The sequence below is a fragment of the Vibrio orientalis CIP 102891 = ATCC 33934 genome (assembly GCF_000176235.1).
Taxonomy (GTDB): domain Bacteria; phylum Pseudomonadota; class Gammaproteobacteria; order Enterobacterales; family Vibrionaceae; genus Vibrio; species Vibrio orientalis.
The window spans coordinates 1,888,734-1,909,838 of record NZ_ACZV01000005.1 but is presented as its reverse complement, the minus strand read 5'-3'; the positions used below and the strand labels follow the sequence as shown (position 1 = coordinate 1,909,838).

20 protein-coding genes are annotated in these 21,105 nt (G+C 44.5%); 14 read left to right on the top strand and 6 right to left on the bottom strand.

Features of this window, described 5'->3' with window-relative positions:
- Nucleotides 1-54: 54 nt before the first annotated feature.
- Complete coding sequence (locus tag VIA_RS19420; protein ID WP_004415343.1) at nt 55-1,185, bottom strand: methyltransferase; 1,131 nt, start codon at nt 1,183-1,185, stop codon at nt 55-57.
- 137 nt (nt 1,186-1,322) lie between these two features.
- On the opposite strand from VIA_RS19420, the gene bolA reads away from it, so the two are divergent.
- The 9 genes from bolA (at nt 1,323) to nqrM (ending at nt 9,308) form a co-directional block, all read left to right on the top strand.
- The gene (bolA, locus tag VIA_RS19415; protein ID WP_004415342.1) at nt 1,323-1,631 is read left to right on the top strand and encodes a transcriptional regulator BolA; all 309 of its coding nucleotides are present in this window, start codon (nt 1,323-1,325) and stop codon (nt 1,629-1,631) included.
- Nucleotides 1,632-2,063: 432 nt separating this feature from the next.
- Nucleotides 2,064-3,404, top strand: a complete 1,341-nt coding sequence (locus VIA_RS19410) for a Na(+)-translocating NADH-quinone reductase subunit A (RefSeq protein ID WP_004417851.1) — start codon at nt 2,064-2,066, stop codon at nt 3,402-3,404.
- 6 nt (nt 3,405-3,410) lie between these two features.
- Nucleotides 3,411-4,655 carry an NADH:ubiquinone reductase (Na(+)-transporting) subunit B gene (locus tag VIA_RS19405; protein WP_004415336.1) on the top strand — a complete coding sequence of 415 codons (1,245 nt, stop codon included), beginning with the start codon at nt 3,411-3,413 and terminating at the stop codon, nt 4,653-4,655.
- On the top strand, nt 4,645-5,415 hold the full coding sequence (locus VIA_RS19400; RefSeq protein WP_004415333.1) for a Na(+)-translocating NADH-quinone reductase subunit C: 771 nt from the start codon (nt 4,645-4,647) through the stop codon (nt 5,413-5,415). Before VIA_RS19405 ends, VIA_RS19400 begins: the two co-directional genes overlap by 11 nt.
- The gene (locus VIA_RS19395; RefSeq protein WP_004415330.1) at nt 5,415-6,047 is read left to right on the top strand and encodes an NADH:ubiquinone reductase (Na(+)-transporting) subunit D; all 633 of its coding nucleotides are present in this window, start codon (nt 5,415-5,417) and stop codon (nt 6,045-6,047) included. The genes VIA_RS19400 and VIA_RS19395 overlap by 1 nt, the downstream gene beginning before the upstream one ends.
- Before the next feature lie 7 nt (nt 6,048-6,054).
- The gene (nqrE, locus tag VIA_RS19390; RefSeq protein ID WP_004415327.1) at nt 6,055-6,651 is read left to right on the top strand and encodes an NADH:ubiquinone reductase (Na(+)-transporting) subunit E; all 597 of its coding nucleotides are present in this window, start codon (nt 6,055-6,057) and stop codon (nt 6,649-6,651) included.
- 33 nt (nt 6,652-6,684) lie between these two features.
- Nucleotides 6,685-7,911: an NADH:ubiquinone reductase (Na(+)-transporting) subunit F gene (gene nqrF / locus VIA_RS19385; protein ID WP_004415323.1), complete on the top strand. Its 1,227-nt coding sequence runs from the start codon at nt 6,685-6,687 to the stop codon at nt 7,909-7,911.
- A gap of 135 nt (nt 7,912-8,046) precedes the next feature.
- Complete coding sequence (locus VIA_RS19380) at nt 8,047-9,051, top strand: FAD:protein FMN transferase (protein WP_004415320.1); 1,005 nt, start codon at nt 8,047-8,049, stop codon at nt 9,049-9,051.
- 23 nt (nt 9,052-9,074) lie between these two features.
- Nucleotides 9,075-9,308: a (Na+)-NQR maturation NqrM gene (gene nqrM / locus VIA_RS19375; protein ID WP_004415318.1), complete on the top strand. Its 234-nt coding sequence runs from the start codon at nt 9,075-9,077 to the stop codon at nt 9,306-9,308.
- Nucleotides 9,309-9,386: 78 nt separating this feature from the next.
- Here the strand turns inward: nqrM and VIA_RS19370 are convergent, their stop codons facing one another.
- On the bottom strand, nt 9,387-10,601 hold the full coding sequence (locus VIA_RS19370; RefSeq protein ID WP_004415315.1) for a GGDEF domain-containing response regulator: 1,215 nt from the start codon (nt 10,599-10,601) through the stop codon (nt 9,387-9,389).
- Between the two features lie 162 nt (nt 10,602-10,763).
- Between VIA_RS19370 and dinB the strand changes: the two genes are divergently transcribed.
- Nucleotides 10,764-11,843, top strand: a complete 1,080-nt coding sequence (gene dinB / locus VIA_RS19365) for a DNA polymerase IV (RefSeq protein ID WP_004415311.1) — start codon at nt 10,764-10,766, stop codon at nt 11,841-11,843.
- On the opposite strand, the gene VIA_RS19360 is transcribed toward dinB, so the two are convergent.
- A complete protein-coding gene (locus VIA_RS19360) occupies nt 11,827-13,767 on the bottom strand; it encodes a RecQ family ATP-dependent DNA helicase (RefSeq protein ID WP_004415309.1) in 1,941 nt (646 codons plus the stop codon). The genes dinB and VIA_RS19360 overlap by 17 nt on opposite strands.
- A 77-nt stretch (nt 13,768-13,844) precedes the next feature.
- Between VIA_RS19360 and VIA_RS19355 the strand changes: the two genes are divergently transcribed.
- The 4 genes from VIA_RS19355 (at nt 13,845) to VIA_RS19340 (ending at nt 18,268) form a co-directional block, all read left to right on the top strand.
- Nucleotides 13,845-14,321: a GreA/GreB family elongation factor gene (locus VIA_RS19355; RefSeq protein ID WP_004415307.1), complete on the top strand. Its 477-nt coding sequence runs from the start codon at nt 13,845-13,847 to the stop codon at nt 14,319-14,321.
- Nucleotides 14,322-14,369: 48 nt separating this feature from the next.
- Nucleotides 14,370-15,113 (top strand): YggN family protein, encoded by a 744-nt coding sequence (locus VIA_RS19350; RefSeq protein WP_004417847.1) that lies wholly within the window; start codon nt 14,370-14,372, stop codon nt 15,111-15,113.
- A 126-nt stretch (nt 15,114-15,239) separates the two neighbouring features.
- Nucleotides 15,240-16,757, top strand: a complete 1,518-nt coding sequence (locus VIA_RS19345; protein WP_004415304.1) for a sensor domain-containing diguanylate cyclase — start codon at nt 15,240-15,242, stop codon at nt 16,755-16,757.
- Nucleotides 16,758-16,903: 146 nt separating this feature from the next.
- Nucleotides 16,904-18,268, top strand: coding sequence for a sodium-dependent transporter (locus VIA_RS19340; protein ID WP_004415302.1), 1,365 nt, complete (start codon nt 16,904-16,906; stop codon nt 18,266-18,268).
- A gap of 86 nt (nt 18,269-18,354) precedes the next feature.
- Here VIA_RS19340 and VIA_RS19335 read toward each other — a convergent pair whose 3' ends face one another.
- From VIA_RS19335 to VIA_RS19325, 3 genes are read right to left on the bottom strand one after another with little or no spacing between them, the layout of a single operon-like run.
- Complete coding sequence (locus VIA_RS19335) at nt 18,355-19,449, bottom strand: succinylglutamate desuccinylase/aspartoacylase family protein (protein ID WP_004417846.1); 1,095 nt, start codon at nt 19,447-19,449, stop codon at nt 18,355-18,357.
- The gene (gene rimK / locus VIA_RS19330) at nt 19,409-20,314 is read right to left on the bottom strand and encodes a 30S ribosomal protein S6--L-glutamate ligase (RefSeq protein ID WP_004415299.1); all 906 of its coding nucleotides are present in this window, start codon (nt 20,312-20,314) and stop codon (nt 19,409-19,411) included. Before rimK ends, VIA_RS19335 begins: the two co-directional genes overlap by 41 nt.
- Nucleotides 20,314-20,754: an ATP-dependent zinc protease family protein gene (locus VIA_RS19325; RefSeq protein WP_004415297.1), complete on the bottom strand. Its 441-nt coding sequence runs from the start codon at nt 20,752-20,754 to the stop codon at nt 20,314-20,316. Before VIA_RS19325 ends, rimK begins: the two co-directional genes overlap by 1 nt.
- Nucleotides 20,755-21,105: the final 351 nt, after the last annotated feature.

Below are 21,105 nucleotides of genomic sequence, written 5' to 3'. Positions count from 1 at the left end.
TCCTTTATTGTTAACTCTTTGAGCTTACTAAACGTTTAGAGAGATAATAGTGGACTATTTAGTTGCTTGTAAAATAACAAATTTCTTATTGGCTGCCACGACTTTAACGTTTGACTTGCCAAACAGTCTAGCGAGTTTACCATCGTAGCCGAGGTGACGGTTGCCGATAACTAATAATTGCCCACCAACTCTAAGAATTTGCTTTGCATCACAGAACATCTGCCAAGCAATATGATCGGTAATCGCTTGTTGCTGGTGGAATGGAGGGTTACACATAATCATATCGACGTCATTTTGCTCTAGATTTTCGAGACAGTTATTGGCAATACACTCTATTTCTCTGTCATCGCCGAGGTTTTGAATCAGGTTTTGCCTCGCCGATTCAACCGCCATAAAACTCTCATCAACACAGGTCAGTTTTATTGCAGGATTAAGTTGGCCCATTTTGACTGATAACACGCCATTACCACAGCCTAAATCCAGAACATGCTTTAGATTAGGGTTGGTCGGCAGGTGTTGAATCATGAAGCGCGCCCCCAAGTCTAAGCTCTCTCCCGAATAAACATTTGGCAGATTATTGAGCTCTATATTCTCGCCGTCGACGTTCCAACGAGTATTCGCTGACACGAGAGGAGGGTTGATGACATTAGCCTGACTGAAAACTAATCGATGCTTTTTCCAAGCCAAAGACGTTTTAGTCTCGCCAAGGAACTTTTCAAATAGTTTGAGTGTTGATGAGTGAATCTCTTTGGCTTTGTTCACAGCGATAACGGGCACTGATTCAGCTAAAGCTGAGCGCAATTGGCTAAGTTGCCAAGTGAGGTGGCGGTTGCTTTTAGGCAGTTGCATTAATACCAAATCAACGTCATTAGCTATTGGCTCGATAGTTGTGGCAAATGACACTTGATTGCATTGATTTAGCGTTAAGTTTTGACGTGTTCCCGCCTGTGAAATAAACGAGTCACTCATCATAGTGATTCGATGGTTTGCACTGAACCAGCAACTTAAAGCGCCAAAGTTATCGTTAAGGATAAGAATGTGTTGATTGGGCTCTAACCCCATCTCTTCGATATGATTGATGAGATATTCATCGCCAGCATCCCAAGCTTGAAGGGTTTCATTGCTTCTTTTTGGGTAGCGGAATAAGGAAAGGGTACGCTCGTGCAGTGCAAGCTCAGTTTTCATAGTTGAAACGTTAGGTAATGTGCAATGAGCAAATTGTCGCAAAACCTAGCGGCTGTGAAAACTAAAACCTTTAGCTTTATCCATGGAGATATTATGATTTAATGTAAATAGTCATTCATATTTGATGGTAAAGCACGATGTTGCAAGAAGTAATAGAAACCAAATTGCGTGAAGCATTCTCACCTATAGAGCTTAAAGTGATCAATGAGAGCTTTATGCACAATGTGCCTGCTGGCTCAGAAAGCCACTTTAAAGTTGTGATAGTGAGTGAACAATTTGAAGGGCAAAGACTCATAGGTCGCCATCGCCAAGTTAATCAAGTATTGGCTGATGAACTCGCCAATCATATTCATGCGCTCTCTATGCACACCTATACCGCGAGTGAATGGAAAGAACAGAATCAGCTCGCTCCTGATAGCCCTATGTGCTTGGGTGGCTCAAAATAGTCAAATGAAAGGGTAGCGGCGGCTACCCTTTTTAGTTAGTGCTAAAGGGGTATTGTTAACAACGTAGAAACAAATAAATGCAATAGTTAGTTTTAATTAAGATTGTTTCACGATGTGAATGCATTGAGTTATACAAAACGATATACAGAAAAGGGTTTGTGCGGTGGCTCAAACTTATGACTATTCCTTAGCCTTTTAAACTCAATTCCTTCGAAATATCTCAGTTAATCATCGGATTCATCATGGCATCAACTTCTAAAAAGATGATAGACTACCGCACCTGATAAATCTCGATGATTTCTTGTTGCGAGATTTTTAAGAGGATGTTGCGATTTTGGTGTTTTAAACAGCGCCAAAACCGGACACTAGTGTCGTGTCTAAAAGTTACGCAATCTAAGAATCTTTTTCCCGATAAAAGTAGTGCAAGTGCGTATGATTACAATAAAGAAGGGTTTGGACCTGCCTGTAGCAGGAACTCCATCCCAGGTGATTAATGATGGTAAGACCATCAAAAAAGTCGCCTTGCTTGGCGAAGAGTACGTCGGCATGCGTCCTACTATGCATGTCCGCGTAGGCGATGAAGTAAAGAAAGCTCAAGTTCTTTTTGAAGATAAGAAGAACCCGGGTGTGAAATTTACTTCACCAGCAGCTGGTAAAGTGATCGAGGTTAACCGTGGCGCTAAGCGTGTGCTTCAATCTGTAGTGATTGAAGTGGCAGGCGAAGAGCAGGTTACTTTCGATAAGTTTGAAGCTGGCCAACTAGCAAGTCTTGACCGTGAAGCGGTTAAAACTCAGCTTGTTGATTCAGGTCTTTGGACAGCTTTACGTACTCGTCCGTTCAGCAAGGTTCCAGCAATTGAGTCTTCTACACAGGCTATCTTCGTAACTGCAATGGATACTAATCCGTTAGCAGCTCAGCCTGAGTTGATCATCAATGAACAACAAGAAGCGTTCGTTGCCGGTTTAGACCTGCTTTCAACCCTGACAGATGGCAAGGTTTACGTATGTAAATCTGGTACAAGTCTGCCTCGTTCTTCTCAGTCTAATGTTGAAGAGCATGTATTTGATGGCCCTCACCCAGCAGGTCTTGCTGGCACCCACATGCATTTCCTATACCCAGTGAATGCAGAAAATGTGGCGTGGAGCATCAACTACCAAGACGTTATTGCGTTTGGTAAGTTGTTCCTTACTGGTGAGCTTTACACTGACCGTGTTATTTCACTGGCTGGCCCAGTGGTAAATAACCCTCGCTTAGTACGTACAACTCTAGGTGCATGCCTTGAGAATGTTACGGACAGTGAGCTGATGCCAGGTGAAGTTCGTGTGATTTCTGGTTCGGTACTTTCTGGTACTCATGCAATTGGACCTCACGCATACCTAGGTCGTTACCACGTTCAGGTTTCTGTATTACGTGAAGGCCGTGAAAAAGAACTGTTTGGCTGGGCGACGCCTGGTAAGAACAAGTTCTCAGTAACTCGCTCATTCCTTGGTCATATCTTCAAAGGTCAGTTGTTCAACATGACAACAACGACTAACGGTAGTGATCGCTCAATGGTTCCAATTGGTAACTACGAACGCGTAATGCCACTAGATATGGAACCGACTCTGCTACTTCGTGATCTATGTGCAGGTGATACTGATAGTGCAATAGCACTAGGTGCACTTGAACTAGATGAAGATGATTTAGCATTGTGTACCTTTGTGTGTCCTGGTAAATACGAATACGGTGAACTCCTTCGTGAATGCCTAGATACCATTGAGAAGGAAGGGTAATTATTCATGGGCCTTAAAAAGTTTATTGAAGACATCGAGCATCATTTTGAGCCAGGTGGTAAACATGAGAAGTGGTTTGCGCTGTATGAAGCAGCAGCAACACTTTTTTATACACCAGGTTTAGTAACGAAAAAAAGCTCGCACGTTCGTGATAGCGTTGACTTAAAACGTATCATGATCATGGTTTGGTTTGCGGTATTCCCAGCAATGTTCTGGGGTATGTACAACGCAGGTGGCCAAGCTATCGCTGCACTTAACCACATGTATGTTGGTGACCAACTTGCAGCAGTAGTATCAGGTAACTGGCACTACTGGCTAACTGAAATGCTGGGTGGCACCTTAGCCGCCGACGCAGGCGTTGGCAGTAAGATGATCTTGGGTGCAACTTACTTCCTACCTATCTACGCGACGGTATTCCTCGTTGGTGGTTTCTGGGAAGTATTGTTCTGTATGGTGCGTAAGCACGAAGTTAACGAAGGTTTCTTTGTTACTTCTATCCTGTTTGCACTTATCGTTCCACCAACGCTACCTCTATGGCAAGCAGCACTAGGTATTACCTTCGGTGTCGTTGTTGCTAAGGAGATCTTCGGTGGTACTGGTCGTAACTTCCTTAACCCAGCACTTGCTGGTCGTGCATTCCTATTCTTCGCTTACCCAGCTCAAATCTCGGGTGACGTAGTATGGACTGCAGCTGACGGCTTCTCTGGTGCAACGGCTCTTAGCCAATGGGCTCACGGCGGTAGCGGCGCGTTGATCAACAACATCACTGGCGCTCCTATTACTTGGATGGATGCATTCATCGGTAACATCCCAGGTTCAATTGGTGAAGTATCGACTCTTGCTCTCATGATCGGTGCAGCAATGATCGTCTACATGCGTATTGCATCTTGGCGCATCATCGCAGGTGTGATGATTGGTATGATTGCAACAGCAACGCTGTTCAACGTTATCGGTTCTGACACTAACCCAATGTTCAACATGCCATGGCACTGGCACCTAGTTCTTGGTGGCTTTGCATTCGGTATGTTCTTTATGGCAACAGACCCTGTATCAGCGTCATTTACTAACAAAGGTAAATGGTGGTACGGCGCGCTAATCGGCGTGATGTGTGTACTAATCCGTGTTGTGAACCCAGCATACCCAGAAGGTATGATGCTGGCGATTCTATTCGCGAACCTGTTTGCACCTCTGTTCGACCATGTGGTTATCGAAAAGAACATCAAGCGGAGACTAGCACGCTATGGCAAGTAATAACGACAGCATTAAAAAGACGCTGGGTGTTGTTGTCGGGTTGAGCCTTGTTTGTTCAATCATCGTATCAACAGCAGCGGTAGGTCTACGTGACAAGCAAAAAGCTAACGCTGTACTAGATAAGCAAACTAAGATCGTTGAAGTTGCGGGTATTGATGCAGACGGTAAGAAAGTACCGGAGCTATTTGCTGAGTACATCGAACCTCGTCTAGTTGACTTTGGCACTGGTGCATTTGTTGACGGCGATGCTGCAACTTACGATCAGCGTAAAGCAGCAAAAGATCCAGCAGAGTCTATCAAGCTAACAGCTGACCAAGACAAAGCGAAGATTATCCGCCGTGCGAACACTGGTGTTGTATACCTAGTGAAAGATGGCGATGCGGTATCTAAGATCATCCTACCGGTACACGGCAATGGTCTTTGGTCAATGATGTACGCATTCGTTGCAGTTGAAACTGACGGTAACACTGTATCTGCGATCACTTACTACGAGCAGGGTGAAACTCCTGGACTTGGTGGTGAAGTTGAAAACCCTTCATGGCGTGATCAATTTATTGGCAAGAAGCTTTATGATGAAAACTTCAAGCCAGCTATCAAAGTTGTTAAAGGTGGTGCTCCAGCCGGTTCTGAACACGGTGTTGATGGCCTATCAGGTGCGACACTAACAGGTAACGGTGTTCAAGGTACATTTGATTTCTGGTTAGGCGATATGGGCTTTGGTCCATTCCTAGCAAAAGTTCGTGACGGAGGTCTGAACTAATGTCTAGCGCACAAAACGTTAAAAAGAGTCTGTTAGCACCGGTATTGGATAACAACCCAATCGCGCTACAGGTTCTTGGTGTTTGTTCTGCTCTTGCAGTAACAACCAAACTAGAAACGGCTTTTGTAATGACACTAGCGGTTATCTTTGTAACTGCACTGTCTAACTTCTTCGTTTCGGTAATCCGTAACCACATTCCAAACAGCGTGCGTATCATCGTACAGATGGCAATCATCGCATCGCTAGTAATCGTGGTAGACCAAGTGTTGAAAGCATACCTATACGATATCTCTAAGCAGCTATCTGTATTCGTAGGCCTAATCATTACAAACTGTATTGTAATGGGTCGTGCTGAAGCATTCGCTATGAAATCTGAGCCACTTCCATCTCTAATCGATGGTATCGGTAACGGTCTTGGTTACGGTTTCGTTCTTATTACTGTTGGCTTCTTCCGTGAACTATTTGGTTCAGGCAAGCTGTTCGGTATGGAAGTGCTTCCTCTAGTGAGCAACGGTGGTTGGTACCAGCCAAACGGTCTGATGCTTCTAGCGCCATCTGCATTCTTCCTAATCGGCTTCCTAATCTGGGCAATCCGTATTCTGAAACCAGAACAAGTAGAAGCGAAGGAGTAAGGACGTCATGGAACATTACATTAGCTTGCTAGTTAAATCGATTTTCATCGAAAACTTAGCACTATCGTTCTTCTTAGGTATGTGTACATTCCTTGCTGTATCTAAGAAAGTTAAGACCTCTTTCGGTCTTGGTGTGGCGGTTGTATTTGTACTGACAGTTGCAGTACCAGTGAACAACCTGCTTTACACTTTCATTCTTAAAGAGAATGCGTTAGTTGAAGGCGTGGATCTTAGCTTCCTGAACTTCATCACCTTTATCGGTGTAATCGCAGCACTTGTACAGATTCTAGAAATGATCTTAGACCGTTTCTTCCCGCCTCTGTACAACGCGCTAGGCATCTTCCTACCGCTGATCACAGTAAACTGTGCGATCTTCGGTGGTGTGTCTTTCATGGTTACACGTGACTACAACTTTGCTGAATCTGTGGTTTACGGTTTTGGCTCAGGTGTGGGCTGGATGCTAGCTATCGTTGCGTTAGCAGGTATCCGTGAGAAGATGAAGTACTCTGATGTACCTCCAGGTCTACGCGGTCTTGGTATTACGTTCATCACAGTTGGCCTTATGGCGTTAGGCTTTATGTCTTTCTCTGGTGTTCAACTGTAAGTCGGGTAAACGGCAGCAATTAAAGGAATAGTCATGAATACTATTATTTTTGGTGTAGTGATGTTTACCCTGATTATTTTGGCGCTAGTTTTAGTGATTCTTTTCGCTAAATCTAAACTAGTACCATCAGGTGACATTACAATTTCTGTGAACGATGACCCTTCATTGGCGATCGTTACACAACCAGGTAGCAAGCTACTGGGTGCTCTAGCAGGTGCTGGCGTATTCGTATCTTCTGCTTGTGGTGGCGGTGGCTCTTGTGGTCAGTGTCGCGTAAAAGTTAAATCAGGTGGTGGCGACATCCTACCTACCGAGCTTGACCATATTACTAAAGGTGAAGCACGTGAAGGTGAGCGTCTAGCGTGTCAGGTTGCAATGAAAACTGACATGGATATCGAGCTTCCTGAAGAGATCTTCGGTGTTAAGAAGTGGGAATGTTCAGTTATCTCTAACGATAACAAAGCAACATTCATTAAAGAGCTTAAGCTGCAAATTCCAGATGGCGAATCAGTACCTTTCCGTGCTGGTGGTTACATCCAGATTGAAGCGCCAGCTCACCACGTGAAATACGCTGACTTCGATGTACCAGATGAGTACCGTGAAGATTGGGATAAATTCAATCTGTTCCGCTACGAGTCTAAGGTAAACGAAGAGACGATCCGTGCTTACTCAATGGCTAACTACCCTGAAGAAGAAGGTATTATTATGCTGAACGTGCGTATCGCTACGCCGCCACCTAATAATCCTGATGTACCACCTGGTATCATGTCTTCATTTATCTGGTCTCTTAAAGATGGCGATAAGTGTACGATTTCTGGTCCATTTGGTGAATTCTTCGCGAAAGACACTGACAACGAGATGGTTTTCGTTGGTGGTGGTGCAGGTATGGCGCCAATGCGTTCACATATCTTCGACCAACTTAAGCGTCTTAACTCTACGCGTAAGATGTCTTTCTGGTACGGTGCTCGCTCTAAGCGCGAAATGTTCTACGTGGAAGATTTCGATGGCCTACAAGCTGAAAACGAAAACTTCGTATGGCACTGTGCTCTGTCTGATCCTATGCCAGAAGATAACTGGGATGGTTACACAGGCTTCATCCACAACGTATTGTACGAAAACTACCTGAAGGATCACGAAGCTCCTGAAGATTGTGAGTACTACATGTGTGGTCCACCGATGATGAACGCAGCTGTTATCGGCATGCTGAAAGATCTCGGTGTAGAAGATGAAAACATTCTTCTAGATGATTTTGGTGGTTAATCTACCTTAAATCTCTGAACGTTATGGCTGACTCGCTAGAGTCAGCCATTATTTTTTTTAGAATGGTAATAGTCGATACGTTCGTTAAGACGTATGAGCTATTCCCGTTCCCCCCAAAATACAGGAGTCTAACAAGTGAAAAAATGGCTTGTTGCATTTGCTTCTCTGTTAGTACTGGCTGGTTGTGAGAAACCAGTAGAGCAGATTCACTTAAGTGGCCCAACTATGGGTACAACTTACAATATTAAATATATCGCGGCAGAAGGTCAGCCTTCTCCTCAAGAGCTTCAAGTTGAAGTCGATCGATTACTTGAAGAAGTAAACGACCAGATGTCGACTTACCGTAAAGATTCGGAGCTTAGCCGTTTTAATCAAAGTGAGTCGCTAGAGGCATTTGAAGTGTCACCTCAAACGGCGACCGTTGTGAAAGAAGCGATTCGTCTTAACGGTCTTACTTTAGGTGCTCTAGATGTGACTGTCGGCCCACTGGTTAACCTGTGGGGTTTCGGCCCTGAAGCGCGCCCAGAGGTTGTACCGACGGATGTTGAACTGAGTGAACGCAAAGCAATGACGGGTATTGCACACCTGACTGCTGACGGTAATACGCTGAAAAAAGATATCCCGAACCTGTACGTGGATCTTTCAACGATTGCAAAAGGTTGGGGTGTTGATGTTGTTGCTGATTACATTCAGTCTCAAGGTATCCTAAACTACATGGTTGAGGTAGGTGGTGAAATGCGCCTAAAAGGTCTTAACCGTGAAGGTGTGGCGTGGCGTATTGCGATTGAAAAACCGTCCGTAGAAGAGCGCTCTATCCAAGAAATCATTGAACCCGGTGATATGGCTGTTGCGACATCGGGCGATTACCGTAACTATTTTGAGCGCGATGGTGTACGCTACTCACATATTATTAATCCAGCAACAGGTAAACCAATTAACCATAAAGTGGTGTCGGTGACCGTTTTAGATGCTTCTTCAATGACGGCTGATGGCCTAGCAACCGGTTTAATGGTTCTCGGTGAAGAGCAAGGCATGGAGATTGCTGAGCAAAATAATATTCCCGTGTTTATGATTGTAAAAACGCAGGATGGATTCAAAGAGATGGCTTCAACAGCGTATAAGCCATATCTTAACCAATAACCCAATTATAAGAGCATGTCATTATGAGTGAGTTTATTATTACATTTGGTGTGTTTATGGCCGTGATTGCAGCAATGTCTATCGGCTATATTATCCAGAAAAAGGTTGTAAAAGGCAGCTGTGGCGGCCTTGGAGCAGTTGGTATTGATAAAGTATGTAACTGTCCTGAACCGTGTGATGCGCGTAAGAAGCGTGAAGCACGTGAAGCGGCTCGACAAGAAAAGCTTGCGGCATGGGAAAAAGATCGTATCGCTTAATACCCTAGCTTACAGAGAAGTAAAAAAACACCAGCATTTTTGCTGGTGTTTTTGTCTCAAAGATAAGGGAACAGGTTGCTACGAGGTGATGGTTTGATTGCGACCCGCCGCTTTGGCAGCATATAAGTGGTCATCCGCTATCTTGATTTGATCGTTGAGGTCTGTATTAAGATTACACACGCCGATACTAATCGTCACCTGAATCTGCTGACCATCGTGTTTTATTGGTGTCTTTTCAACACGCTGGCGCATGTTTTCAATTCGGCTAATGAACTCATCGAATGGAGCACAAGACTGGATGCAGAACTCCTCCCCACCAAAACGCACTACCACATCGTCAGGGAAATAGACTTTAAGGATATTAGCGACCATCTTTAATGTGGCGTCTCCACCATCGTGCCCATAGGTATCATTGACCTTTTTAAAGTAGTCAATGTCGAGCATGGCAATATTACTATGCTCGCAACCAGAGCAGGCTTGGTTGAATAGAAAACGCCTATTCCATAAGCCTGTCAACGCATCTTGGTTGGCTAACTTATACAGTGCGTCAGTGGCATCTTTCATGTCTAGTAGTTGATGAACGCGGCAATAAAACTCTTCTTGATTGAATGGCTTAGTTAGGAAGTCATTTGCCCCCGCCTTTAGAAACTGAGCGGTGAGAGTTTTTGAACCATTGCCAGATAAGCCCAATATTGCCAAGCTGTTCTTATCGTATACCTGCCTGATTTCACGAGTCATGATGATGCCATCTTTCTCTGGCATATCATGATCGGTGATCACAAAAGTAATGTCCGAATTCTGCTCAAGCTTTTGTAATGCTTCTTGGCCATTCTCTGCTTGAGTGGTACGAATATATTGGTGCTCGAGAAGTTGGGCAACATGGCGGCGCACTGTAGGGGAGTCATCCACGACTAGAGCATGGTGCTGATCGTTATTGAGTAACCTTTTGGCTAAAGGAAGTAAATAAGATACAGATGCCATACTGTCTTTTAGTATGTAATCAACTACCCCTTTGGCGATAAATCGTTCTCGCGCTTCATCATTAAATGTTGCCGTTAATACGATAACCTTTTGGCGAAAAGAAAGTACGAGGTCGATAACTTCGCCATCCGCAGCATCTGGCAGGCAGTAATCGAGTACAGCAAAACGAAAGTCCTTGTGTTGCTTTAATAGCCGCTCAGCTTGAGCAAATGATTCCGCATCGTAAACCTGGCAACCAAGGGCTGTCAGTTGCTGGATCAAGTAATTTCGATACGCACGGCTATCTTCGACAACTAACACTTTATTGTTCAAAGTCGTGCCTCTTATTGTTATTTATAAACCTAATAATAACTATATCTATCTAAGATGCGAGCCTTCGAGTGTCAAATTTAATCAGGTCCTGACTTTGATATGGTGTGGATATCCATTATACTGTTTTTATATACAGTTTAATTTAATGCTTAGTAATCGTGAATGTCTAATGACAAAGTGAGAAAAATCATACATGTAGATATGGATTGCTTTTATGCCGCAGTGGAAATGCGCGACAATCCTTCGTATAGGAATCGTCCGCTCGCTGTCGGTGGTCACGAGAAGCAACGTGGCGTGATCAGTACCTGCAATTATGAGGCGAGAAAGTTTGGCGTGCGCAGCGCCATGGCAACATCGAGAGCGTTGCAATTATGCCCTAGGTTACTCGTCGTGCCCGGTCGTATGGATGTGTATAGGCAAGTCTCTCAGCAAATTAGAGCCATCTTCTCTCGTTACACAGATTTAATAGAACCCCTCTCTCTTGACGAGGCCTATTTAGATGTCACCAATTGTATCCAGCATAAGGGATCTGCCACTTTGATTGCTGAAGCGATTCGGCGTGAAATATGGCAAGAGCTTAATCTTACTGCGTCTGCGGGCATTGCACCGGTCAAGTTCCTTGCTAAGGTAGCTTCTGATATGAATAAGCCTAACGGGCAGTATGTCATTCCTCCTGAGAACGTTCAGCAGGAAATCGACCAATTGCCTTTAGAAAAGATACCCGGCGTCGGTAAAGTCAGTTTGGAGAAGCTCCACCAAGCTGGTTATTTCGTTTGTGCAGACGTTAAGAACAGTGATTATCGTGAATTGTTGCGCCAATTTGGGCGCTTAGGTGCTTCGTTGTGGAACAAGAGCCACGGTGAGGATAATCGTGAAGTAGTGGTTGAGCGGGAGCGTAAGTCTGTTGGGGTGGAGCGAACCTTTAGCCAAAATATCTCAACCTATGATGAATGTTGGCAGGTGATAGAAGAAAAGTTATTTCCTGAATTAGAAAAGCGCTTAGAAAAATCATCACCAGAAAAGGCCATTATCAAACAAGGCATTAAGCTGAAATTTGCCGATTTCCAACTCACGACCATTGAGCATATTCACCCTCAACTCGATCTCGATTATTTTAAGCAGTTGCTAAGAAATATCCTAAAGCGACAAAATGGACGTGAAATTCGCTTATTAGGCTTAAACGTAATGCTTAAGCCTGAAGAGCAAGTCAAGCAACTGAGTTTTTTTAAACCTGATGATTGAGCTCTATCCACTGGCGGACTTGAGCAAATGGTGTTGCTTCAAGTTTGCCAAAACCGGATAGAGAGCGCGCTTTAAGTTTGGTGAATTTTGGCGTGGTGATACCACAGAGAAACTTAGCCTGTAGTGCGACAGAGAGCTGAGCTCCTGCCTTATCACTCAGCTCATTTAGCCACGCTTCAATGGGGTAGTCAGACAATGGAGTACTATCGCCGCGTGGTAAGGTTGCTACTTGCTCGCGACATACACTGCAATGACCACACTGCTTAGGCGCCTGATGATCGCCAAAGTAACGCGCTAATTCCGAGCTTAAGCACTGAGCGGACTCGAAAAAACTCAGCAGGTTATGAATTCGAGCGATGTCGCTAGTTTCTTTATCTGAGAATAGCTGCCATAGCTGTTGATTTAACTCATCGATTGGCTGGCTTGGTGTGTTTACTTGATAGACTTCGGTCATTAATTTACTTTCTAACTCGATCCAGCCTTTTTCGTTAAAGTAGTCGAGTGCAGCCACAGCACGCTGTCTTTCGCCTTGGAAATGAGTCCATAGAGCATCAAAATCGACCTGACACCAAACTTTGGCCTGACTTGAACAGTCAAACAGGGCTTGGACAAAGGTGCGCCTTGCAGGATCGAATTGGTTGATGATGAAGTGTTTATCTTGAATGAACTTGAAACGATAGTCGGCAAAATAGCTGTACTTAGCTTGAATTAACCCGGCCATCTCCACATACACGAGTAACGTTTTGAGTGGTAACTGACGCACATTACTTTCGCTAGCAAGACGAGAGAGCACCACTTCCCATTGCGGAGAGTGGTTTAGCGCTTGTTCAAGTACGGCCTGGATGTCATTCGGTTCAGGTGTATCGCCATAGATGAAGTTCTCTAAAGTACTAATGCCACTTTGATTGGCTAGCAGTATGCACTGAGAGGGTTGACCATCTCTGCCTGCACGACCAATTTCTTGTGCATAGTTCTCAATTGATTTCGGTAGGTCAAAGTGAATGACGCGGCGAATATCTGATTTATCGACTCCCATACCAAAGGCTATGGTCGCGACAATGCAATCGACTTCTCCTGACATAAATTGATTTTGAATTTTTTCTCGGTCGTCACTGGCGAGCCCGGCGTGATAAGCCAACGCATTATTGCCACTTTTGCGCAGGATTGACGCGACAGTTTCTGCGGTATTTTGCAGTGTCACATAGACTACGGTGGGCGCTTTAGGATCTGGACGTAACAGCTCTAATAGCGCTTCACTTTTGTCTTCTTCTTCACATGGGGCAATGGTGATGTCTAAATTCGAGCGATAAAAACCGGTAATGATGATGTCATTTGGCTCAATCGAAAATTTGCGCTGCATATCTTCGATGACCGATTGAGTCGCCGTGGCAGTAAGTAACAATGCTTGTGGGATATTAAGTTCTTGCAGGTATTGCGGCAGCTTTAGATAGTCAGGGCGAAAGTTGTGCCCCCATTCAGATATACAGTGAGCCTCATCCACCACTAGCAAAGAGAGCGGGATCTGACTAATAAACTGGCGAAAACGTTCGTTCTTGAGTCGCTCCACCGAGATCATCAAGATCTTCAGTTCCCCTTGGCGGATCTGATTCATGACGTGTTGGATCTCTTCTCGGCTAAGGCTGGAATCAATTGAGGCGGCGGCAATTCCTTTACTGTGGAGGAAAGCGAGTTGATCCTTCATGAGTGCTAATAGAGGCGAGACCACAATGGTCAAGTGGGGTAAGCATAGGGCCGGTAGTTGGTAACACAAAGATTTACCAGAACCTGTCGGAAAAATGGCGGCGCAAGAACGATTCTCTAACACGGTCTCGATAACATGTTGCTGACCTTCTCTTAGCTGGTCAAAGCCGAAGGTTGACTTCAAGATTGTTTGTACGTTGCTTAAGGATTGCTGAGTGTTCATATCTGCCTTTTTGCTATTCTTGCCATCTCTAGCAAGGTATTCTAAAGATAATCCGAACATTGGAACACGATTTTAGTATGAATAAGTTGGAGCTGCGCCAAACTATTTTGTCGCTTTTACAGCATAAACACGCCGTAGCGATCAGTTCTGCGCAACGAGCTATTGAATCTGCGACCGATGAAGAGACGGTCCCTGAGCATAAATATGACACCTTAGCACTAGAAGCGTCTTATCTAGCGCACGGCCAAGCGATGCGGGTTCAAGAGTGTGAGCAAGAGATAAAGATGATGTCAGATCTAGTCTTGCCTGAGTCTCCAGAGAAGGTAGGGTTGGGTTGCGTAGTTGAGCTCATAGACGTCGATGATCAGAGAAAATGGTTTTTTATCGCTCCTTGTTCTGGGGGGCTAAAAGTGGACATCGAGCAGCAGAGTATAATGTTGGTCACGTTTGATTCGCCACTCGGTAAGGCATTAAAAGCCAAACAAACGGGTGATGAAGTAGAGTATCAAGTGGGTCAATATAGCCATTGCTATGAAATTGAAGCGATCCATTAACGGAATCGTTTCTGATAAGGTGTCATGATTGAATTAAGTGGAATGACAATGAAGAAGATATTACTAACATTACCCATCTTACTATCGAGTCAAGTGTATGCGGCTCAGTGTAAGGTTGATCTGAAGAATGAAATTCACCTTGATGGTCAGCGCATCGAGATTCTTCAAACCAATGGGGATAGTGCGATTGTTGATAGCGATAACAGCCTAATGATCCATGGTGAGCGTATCGAACTAGATCGTGAACAGCAGCAAGCGATCGAAGCTTATAGAGAAAGCCTTAATGATTACCTGCCTCGAGCTAAGAAAATGGCTCAAGACGGTTTAGCATTGGCAAATGACATCATTGATGATGTGGCTGAGAGCTTTGATACTCCGGGTGCGTTTGATGATGTCAAACAGGCGATGGAGCAGTTTTACGCAGATATTGAAGCGCGTTATTACAAAGATGGCGATTTAATTCTGCCTGCGGACAGTTTTGATTCGTTCGGTGAAACTTGGGCTGAAGATTTCGAGAAGGCTAAGGCACTGTTCAATGAAGAGTTTATCTCCAGCGCATTTAACGCCATGTCAGAGAAAATGAAAGCAGAAGGTGGCCTCAATCTTACTGAAATGGCTTCGTCGATGACTGAGCTTAAGGAGCGAATTGCTGAAAGACTACAAGCCCACTCGGTTGAAGTACAAGAGCAAGGTGAAGCTTTTTGTGACTCTCTCGATCAGATGGCGGAGCAAGAGCAAGAGCTACATAAGAAGATTCCTGAATTGAAGGATTATCAAATCTTTACCATTTAAACATCGGCACTACTCTTAATTTGCAGTCTAGACTTAAAGAGCACCAGTAGGGTGCTCTTTTTATAGACAATTACAGTGCAATTGTGTTTAATCCCGGCTCATTTTTAATCGTACCCCAAGGATTGTGTGAAGATATCTAACTTTTCTGTCAAGCAGTTAACAGTTTTAGCTTCTATTTTTATGGCGGCTACCTTTGTCATTTGTTATCTCACATTCCGCTATTTTTTTACTTACGATTTAGCCGTTGAGCGCGCACTTACCCAGCAGCAAGAGGAAGTTCACCGAGTTAAAACACTGCTCAGAATCCAAAAAAACGACCTCGCCAAAAACTTGATGGATTATGCTTCGTGGGACGATGTCGCTGATTATATTGTGGGCCACAATGATGAGCTCCTGCATGACAGCTTAAATGACCACTCATTTTCCTCCTTGGAAGTCAGCGGTGTTTTTATTTTTGATCCTAATGTGTCTCTGGTTTGGGGGAGGCTTTACGACTACGTTGAGGATAAAGAGCTTTCATATCAAGCTATTCGCTATAAGTTTGGCGCACTATTGGCTGACAGCTTGCGCTCGCCGACAGACAAAGTCACCTCATATATAAAGTTTTTGGTCTTGAATGACCAGCCGCATTTAATGGCAACATCAAGAGTGTGTAATAGTGAGGGGATTGCTTGCGATAAGGGGTTTATGATGATGATTAAACCTATCGGACAAGAGTTTAGCCGCACTTTGAGACAAGCGACAGGCTTAACGGTCGAGATCAAAACTAAACATGAACTCGACAGTTTCGAGCACCTTGCTGAGAACGTATCAGTGATTGAAAAACTGGACTATCAGAATGAGTCGACGGTATTTGTCGAGATTCATCACTCGGCTAAGATCCCCGACTTTATTACTTGGCGAGAACTGTCTGCGGTATTGGCTTTCGCTGTATTTATGTTCGCATTTAATTTAGGCCTAGCACACATCATCGTTAAACCAGTTAAGCGTGCCAGAAGTGCCCTAGATAGTTTGATGAGTGGCAACGCCTCTATCTTGACCGAGCAAGATTCATTTATTTCGTATGAAATGCGCGACTTTGTTTACCGTATCAATGAGGTGTTCAATCAGCTAGAAGCTAAGCAGAAAGAGTTGGAGTGGCTTGCTTTACATGACTCCTTGACCAAAGTAGGCAATCGACGCAGCTTACAACAATATTGGGACTCACTCTTAGAGCAGCGTGATCAACGCCATATTAGCTTGCTGCTTATTGATATCGACTACTTTAAGCCCTTTAACGATCATTATGGTCATATTGAAGGGGATAGGGTTCTTCAACAGGTCGCGTCGTGCTTAGTTCAAACGCCAACGCAGTCAGAGAAGTTTGTTGCACGCTTTGGTGGTGAAGAGTTTTGTGTGGTGTTGAGCTCTGAGTCGAAAATTGATAACCAGCAGGAGGCTGAATGGTTAAGAGCTTCTATTGCCGAGCTACAGATTCTGCATGAGTATTCGCCCATCGCTGGCGGTATCACGGTTTCTATTGGTGTGGCAGACTGCGCACTGCAACCGTTTGATGAGCTTCAAGATATCTTCTTAGTGGCAGATGCCGCTCTCTATCAAGCTAAGGATTTGGGGAGAAACAAGTTCGTTATTCACTCCTTATGATGATAAATGCTGATTTTTTAATCTTTATTTAATTATACCTCTGTATTTTTTGTATTAGTTATAGTGTTGCTGCTAAATAAATTGCTGAACATGGTGTTTTGTATTATTGTACTAGTCAACTAGTTCATTGGTGCAAGTTAAGAAGTATGGCACAGGCAGATTCCTCTCAATCTCGTGAGCACTTTGGCTCTCGTCTTGGTTTTATTCTCGCGGCAGCAGGTGCTGCGGTTGGTCTTGGTAACATTTGGGGCTTTCCTACCCAAGCAGCAAGTAATGGCGGTGGTGCTTTCTTGCTAGTCTATCTAGTGATGATCCTTGTGGTTGCGTTCCCGATGCTGGTGGTTGAAATGGCCATTGGTCGCCATGGTCAAGCTAACCCAGTTGATAGTATGCGCTCACTTACTAGTAACCCTATCGGAAAACGCATTGGTGCTGCCGTTGGTTGGATCGGCCTAAGTGTGCCGAGTGCAGTATTGGCTTTCTACAGCATCGTGGGTGGCTGGTTGATCTGTTTCTTGCTCGGCGCAGTTACTGATGTTTTAGGTATGGAGGCGGCAACCGCTTGGTTTAAAGGCTTCAGTGTTGAACGTAACCTTTTTGGTACGATTACTTTTTATGTTCTGACTATTTTAATTGTTCAAGGTGGCGTGAAAGAAGGAATTGAGAAGTGGTCGACACGCTTGATGCCAGCTCTGTTCATTTTATTTGGTCTGCTGTTTATCTACATCATGACGCAAAATGGGGCGATGGAAGGTTTAAAGCATTACCTGATCCCAGATTTTGCGAAGGTGATGGACCGTAAGTTGATTCTCGCGGCAATGGGGCAAGGATTCTTCTCGCTCACTATTGGTGGCTGTTCAATGCTCATCTATGGTTCTTATCTAAGCAAAAAAGAAAACCTGCCAAAGATGGCGATGAATGTGACGCTAGTGGATACCGCAGTCGCGTTTATTGCCGGACTAGTCGTGATGCCTGCGATGTTTGTCGCGATGCAAAAAGGCGTGCAGATCTATGCTGAAGATGGTTCGTTGCTGAGCTCTGATACCTTGGTATTTACGGTCCTGCCACTGATGTTTGATAGCTTAGGTCTATTGGGCCAGCTATTTGCCATTGTGTTCTTCTTGCTACTTACTATTGCAGCATTGACCTCATCCATTTCCATGTTGGAGTGTCCGGTTGCTCTGGTAAGCGAACGTTTCAACACCAAACGTACACCAACGAGTTGGGTACTTGGTAGTTTGATTGCTCTGTTTAGTGTGGTGATCGTATATAACTTTGGCGAGCTGTTTGGCCTGGTGGCGATGGTGGCAACTCAGTACCTACAGCCAGCAGCAGCACTGTTGTTCTGCTTATTTGGTGGTTGGGTATGGAGTCGTCATTCAAAGATTAAAGAGCTAGAGCAGGGCTGCCCTGAGTTCACTCAAGGCTGGTTTGGTAAACTATGGCCTGCTTATGTGAAATTTGTCTGCCCTGTTTTAGTGGCGACGGTTATCTGGGCCTCATTTGGTTAGTAGTCAATTTGGCTAACAGGAAAGCGACAGACAAATAAAAAGCCCGCATAGTGATATGCGGGCTTTTTGTTTTTAACAGCTTCAGTTTACTGAGCAGGCGTGTTGATTTGACCAGTCGTTAATGGATCAACGTCAAGGTCAGTGACCTCTTCAATGAACTCCTCAACCACTTGTTCAACTTCTTCATCATCTTGCTCAAAGTAAGCTAAGTGGAAGATTGCGTCGCCTTCGTTTACCAAAGGTAGTGTCTGTTGACCGATAACAATACCGCCTTTGCGAGCAGTAAGTTCAATCTCACTGTGACCGAGTGGGGCGCTGATATACGCCAGAACTTGGCCTTTTTCAACTTTCTCACCCAGTGTTACAACAGTACGTAAGATGCCATCACTTTCAGCACGTAGCCAGCTAGTGGATTTTGCAATCACAGGTGTTGGCAACTTTTTACGGCTTGAACGCAGCATGCCAATCGCCTGCATTACACGTTGTACACCAATGAAACCAGCACTGATACAAATAGGCTCAAAGCGCAATGCTTCGCCTGCTTCGTATGTCAGAACCGGAATGCCCAGGCGTTCAGCTTCGCTACGCAGAGAACCATCACGTAGTGGAGCATCGACTATCACTGGCGTAGCAAACGCCTGAGCAATACGAAGTGTTTCTGGGTTACTTAAATCTGCTCGAATTTGCGGCAGGTTAGTGCGGTGAATCGCACCCGTGTGTAAGTCCAGAATGTAATCACAGCGCTTAGCAACCTGAGAGAAGAAAGTATTCGCCATGCGTGAAGCCAGCGAGCCTTTCTCACTTCCTGGGAAGCAGCGGTTTAGATCGCGTCGATCCGGTAGGTAACGCGATTTATGAATAAAGCCAAATACGTTGACGATTGGCACAGCGATCACAGTACCTTTGAGCTTGTTAGCGTCAATGGTGTTGATCAACTGTCGTACAATTTCAACGCCGTTGAGTTCATCACCATGGATAGCAGCGTTGACCATTAAGACAGGTCCTGCTTGTTTACCATTGATGATCTCAACCGGGATCGATAAAGGTGAATGGGTATAGAGCTTGGCAGCTTCTAACTCAACAACCTTACGTTCTCCCGGCGAGATAGACTCGCCGAGAAATTCAAATGCGCTATTGTTCTTAGCCTTTGCCACGAGTTTTAGTCCTTTTGCTTGCCGCATTCTTCTCAATAAATTCGACAATCATTCCAGCAATGTCTTTACCAGTTGCGGCCTCAATACCTTCAAGACCTGGAGATGAGTTTACTTCCATGACTAATGGACCGCGGTCTGATCTTAGGAGATCCACCCCAGCCACATTTAGACCCATTATCTTCGCAGCCGCTACCGCAGTACGGCGCTCTTCTGGAGTGATCTTAATTAAAGATGCACTACCACCACGGTGTAGGTTTGAGCGGAACTCACCTTCAGCACCTTGACGCTTCATGGCTGCAATCACTTTGTCACCAAGTACGAAGCAGCGAATATCAGCACCGCCAGCTTCCTTGATGTACTCTTGCACCATGATGTTTGCTTTTAGGCCCATGAAAGCTTCTACAACGCTTTCTGCTGCTTTACGAGTTTCAGCCAGAACCACACCGATGCCTTGAGTACCTTCAAGTAGTTTGATCACTACTGGCGCGCCACCTACCATTTCAAGTAGATCTTTTACGTCATCAGGCTTGCTAGCAAAGCCAGTGATTGGCATACCGATACCTTTACGCGATAGCAACTGCATTGAGCGCAGTTTGTCACGAGAACGAGTGATCGCTACTGATTCGTTAACTGGGTACACACCCATCATTTCGAACTGACGTAATACCGCAGTGCCGTAGAATGTTACTGACGCACCGATTCGAGGAACAATCGCATCAAAGCCAGACAGCTCTTCACCTTTGAAGTGGATCTCTGGTTTTTCTGAGTTGATATTCATGTAACAACGTAGCGCATCAATCACCTTTACTTCGTGACCACGGCTTTCTGCCGCTTCAATTAGACGCTTGGTTGAGTACAGGTTCGCGTTGCGAGACAGAATACCAATTTTCATTATTTGCTTTCCTCGAAAGGGACTAAAAACGATTCAACAGGGTCGACAATGATGCGATCGTGCATTGCAGTGCGACCTAATAACATGCGAAAAGCCATGTTTTCGCGATTAGTTAAAGTAATTTCAATTGGCCAACTTTTTCCGCCAATGCTCAGTTCAGATTCGATCACATAACGTGACTCTTCATGACCACCTGAGTCGCGCACAGTGCGCTCATCAATTACTTTAGCTTCACAAACTTTTTCGAAATCCGTGTCGTGTTGTTTTGGGTGAATCCAGAAGCGGACCCATAGAGCTTCGTCCTTCTTAAAGCTCTCTACTTTGAACGCGTGTAAACAAGACGTCCTGGCTCCGGTATCAATTTTTGCATTAATTTCACTAATACCTAAACCTGGCAGGCTAAGAGTTTCTCGCCAACCGACTAATAGTTTTTCTTTCATCGCAGTACAAATTTTATTAGAGAGAATTACAGACTCAGTTAGGGATAAACTCAGTCCACCGATACAACTTAAAATGTTTATTTAAATTTGAGTTATCGCTTGAAGAGGGCGTTTGTGATGAGCCCAAGAAGCTTCAAGGAGGCGGACTGTATCAGTCACGTTGGCTACTGACTAACGAAATAAAATGTCCATGACGACAAATTTAATTTATCGATAATGGTGAGAAAGTAAGCGTCTAAAATTTGGGACTGTAAGCCCAATTCTTAGGATTAATCATAGGTTATTGACGTCTATAACATATGCAACTTAACAAGTGCGCTAAAGTTGTTGATGAACATTATCGTCAATAGT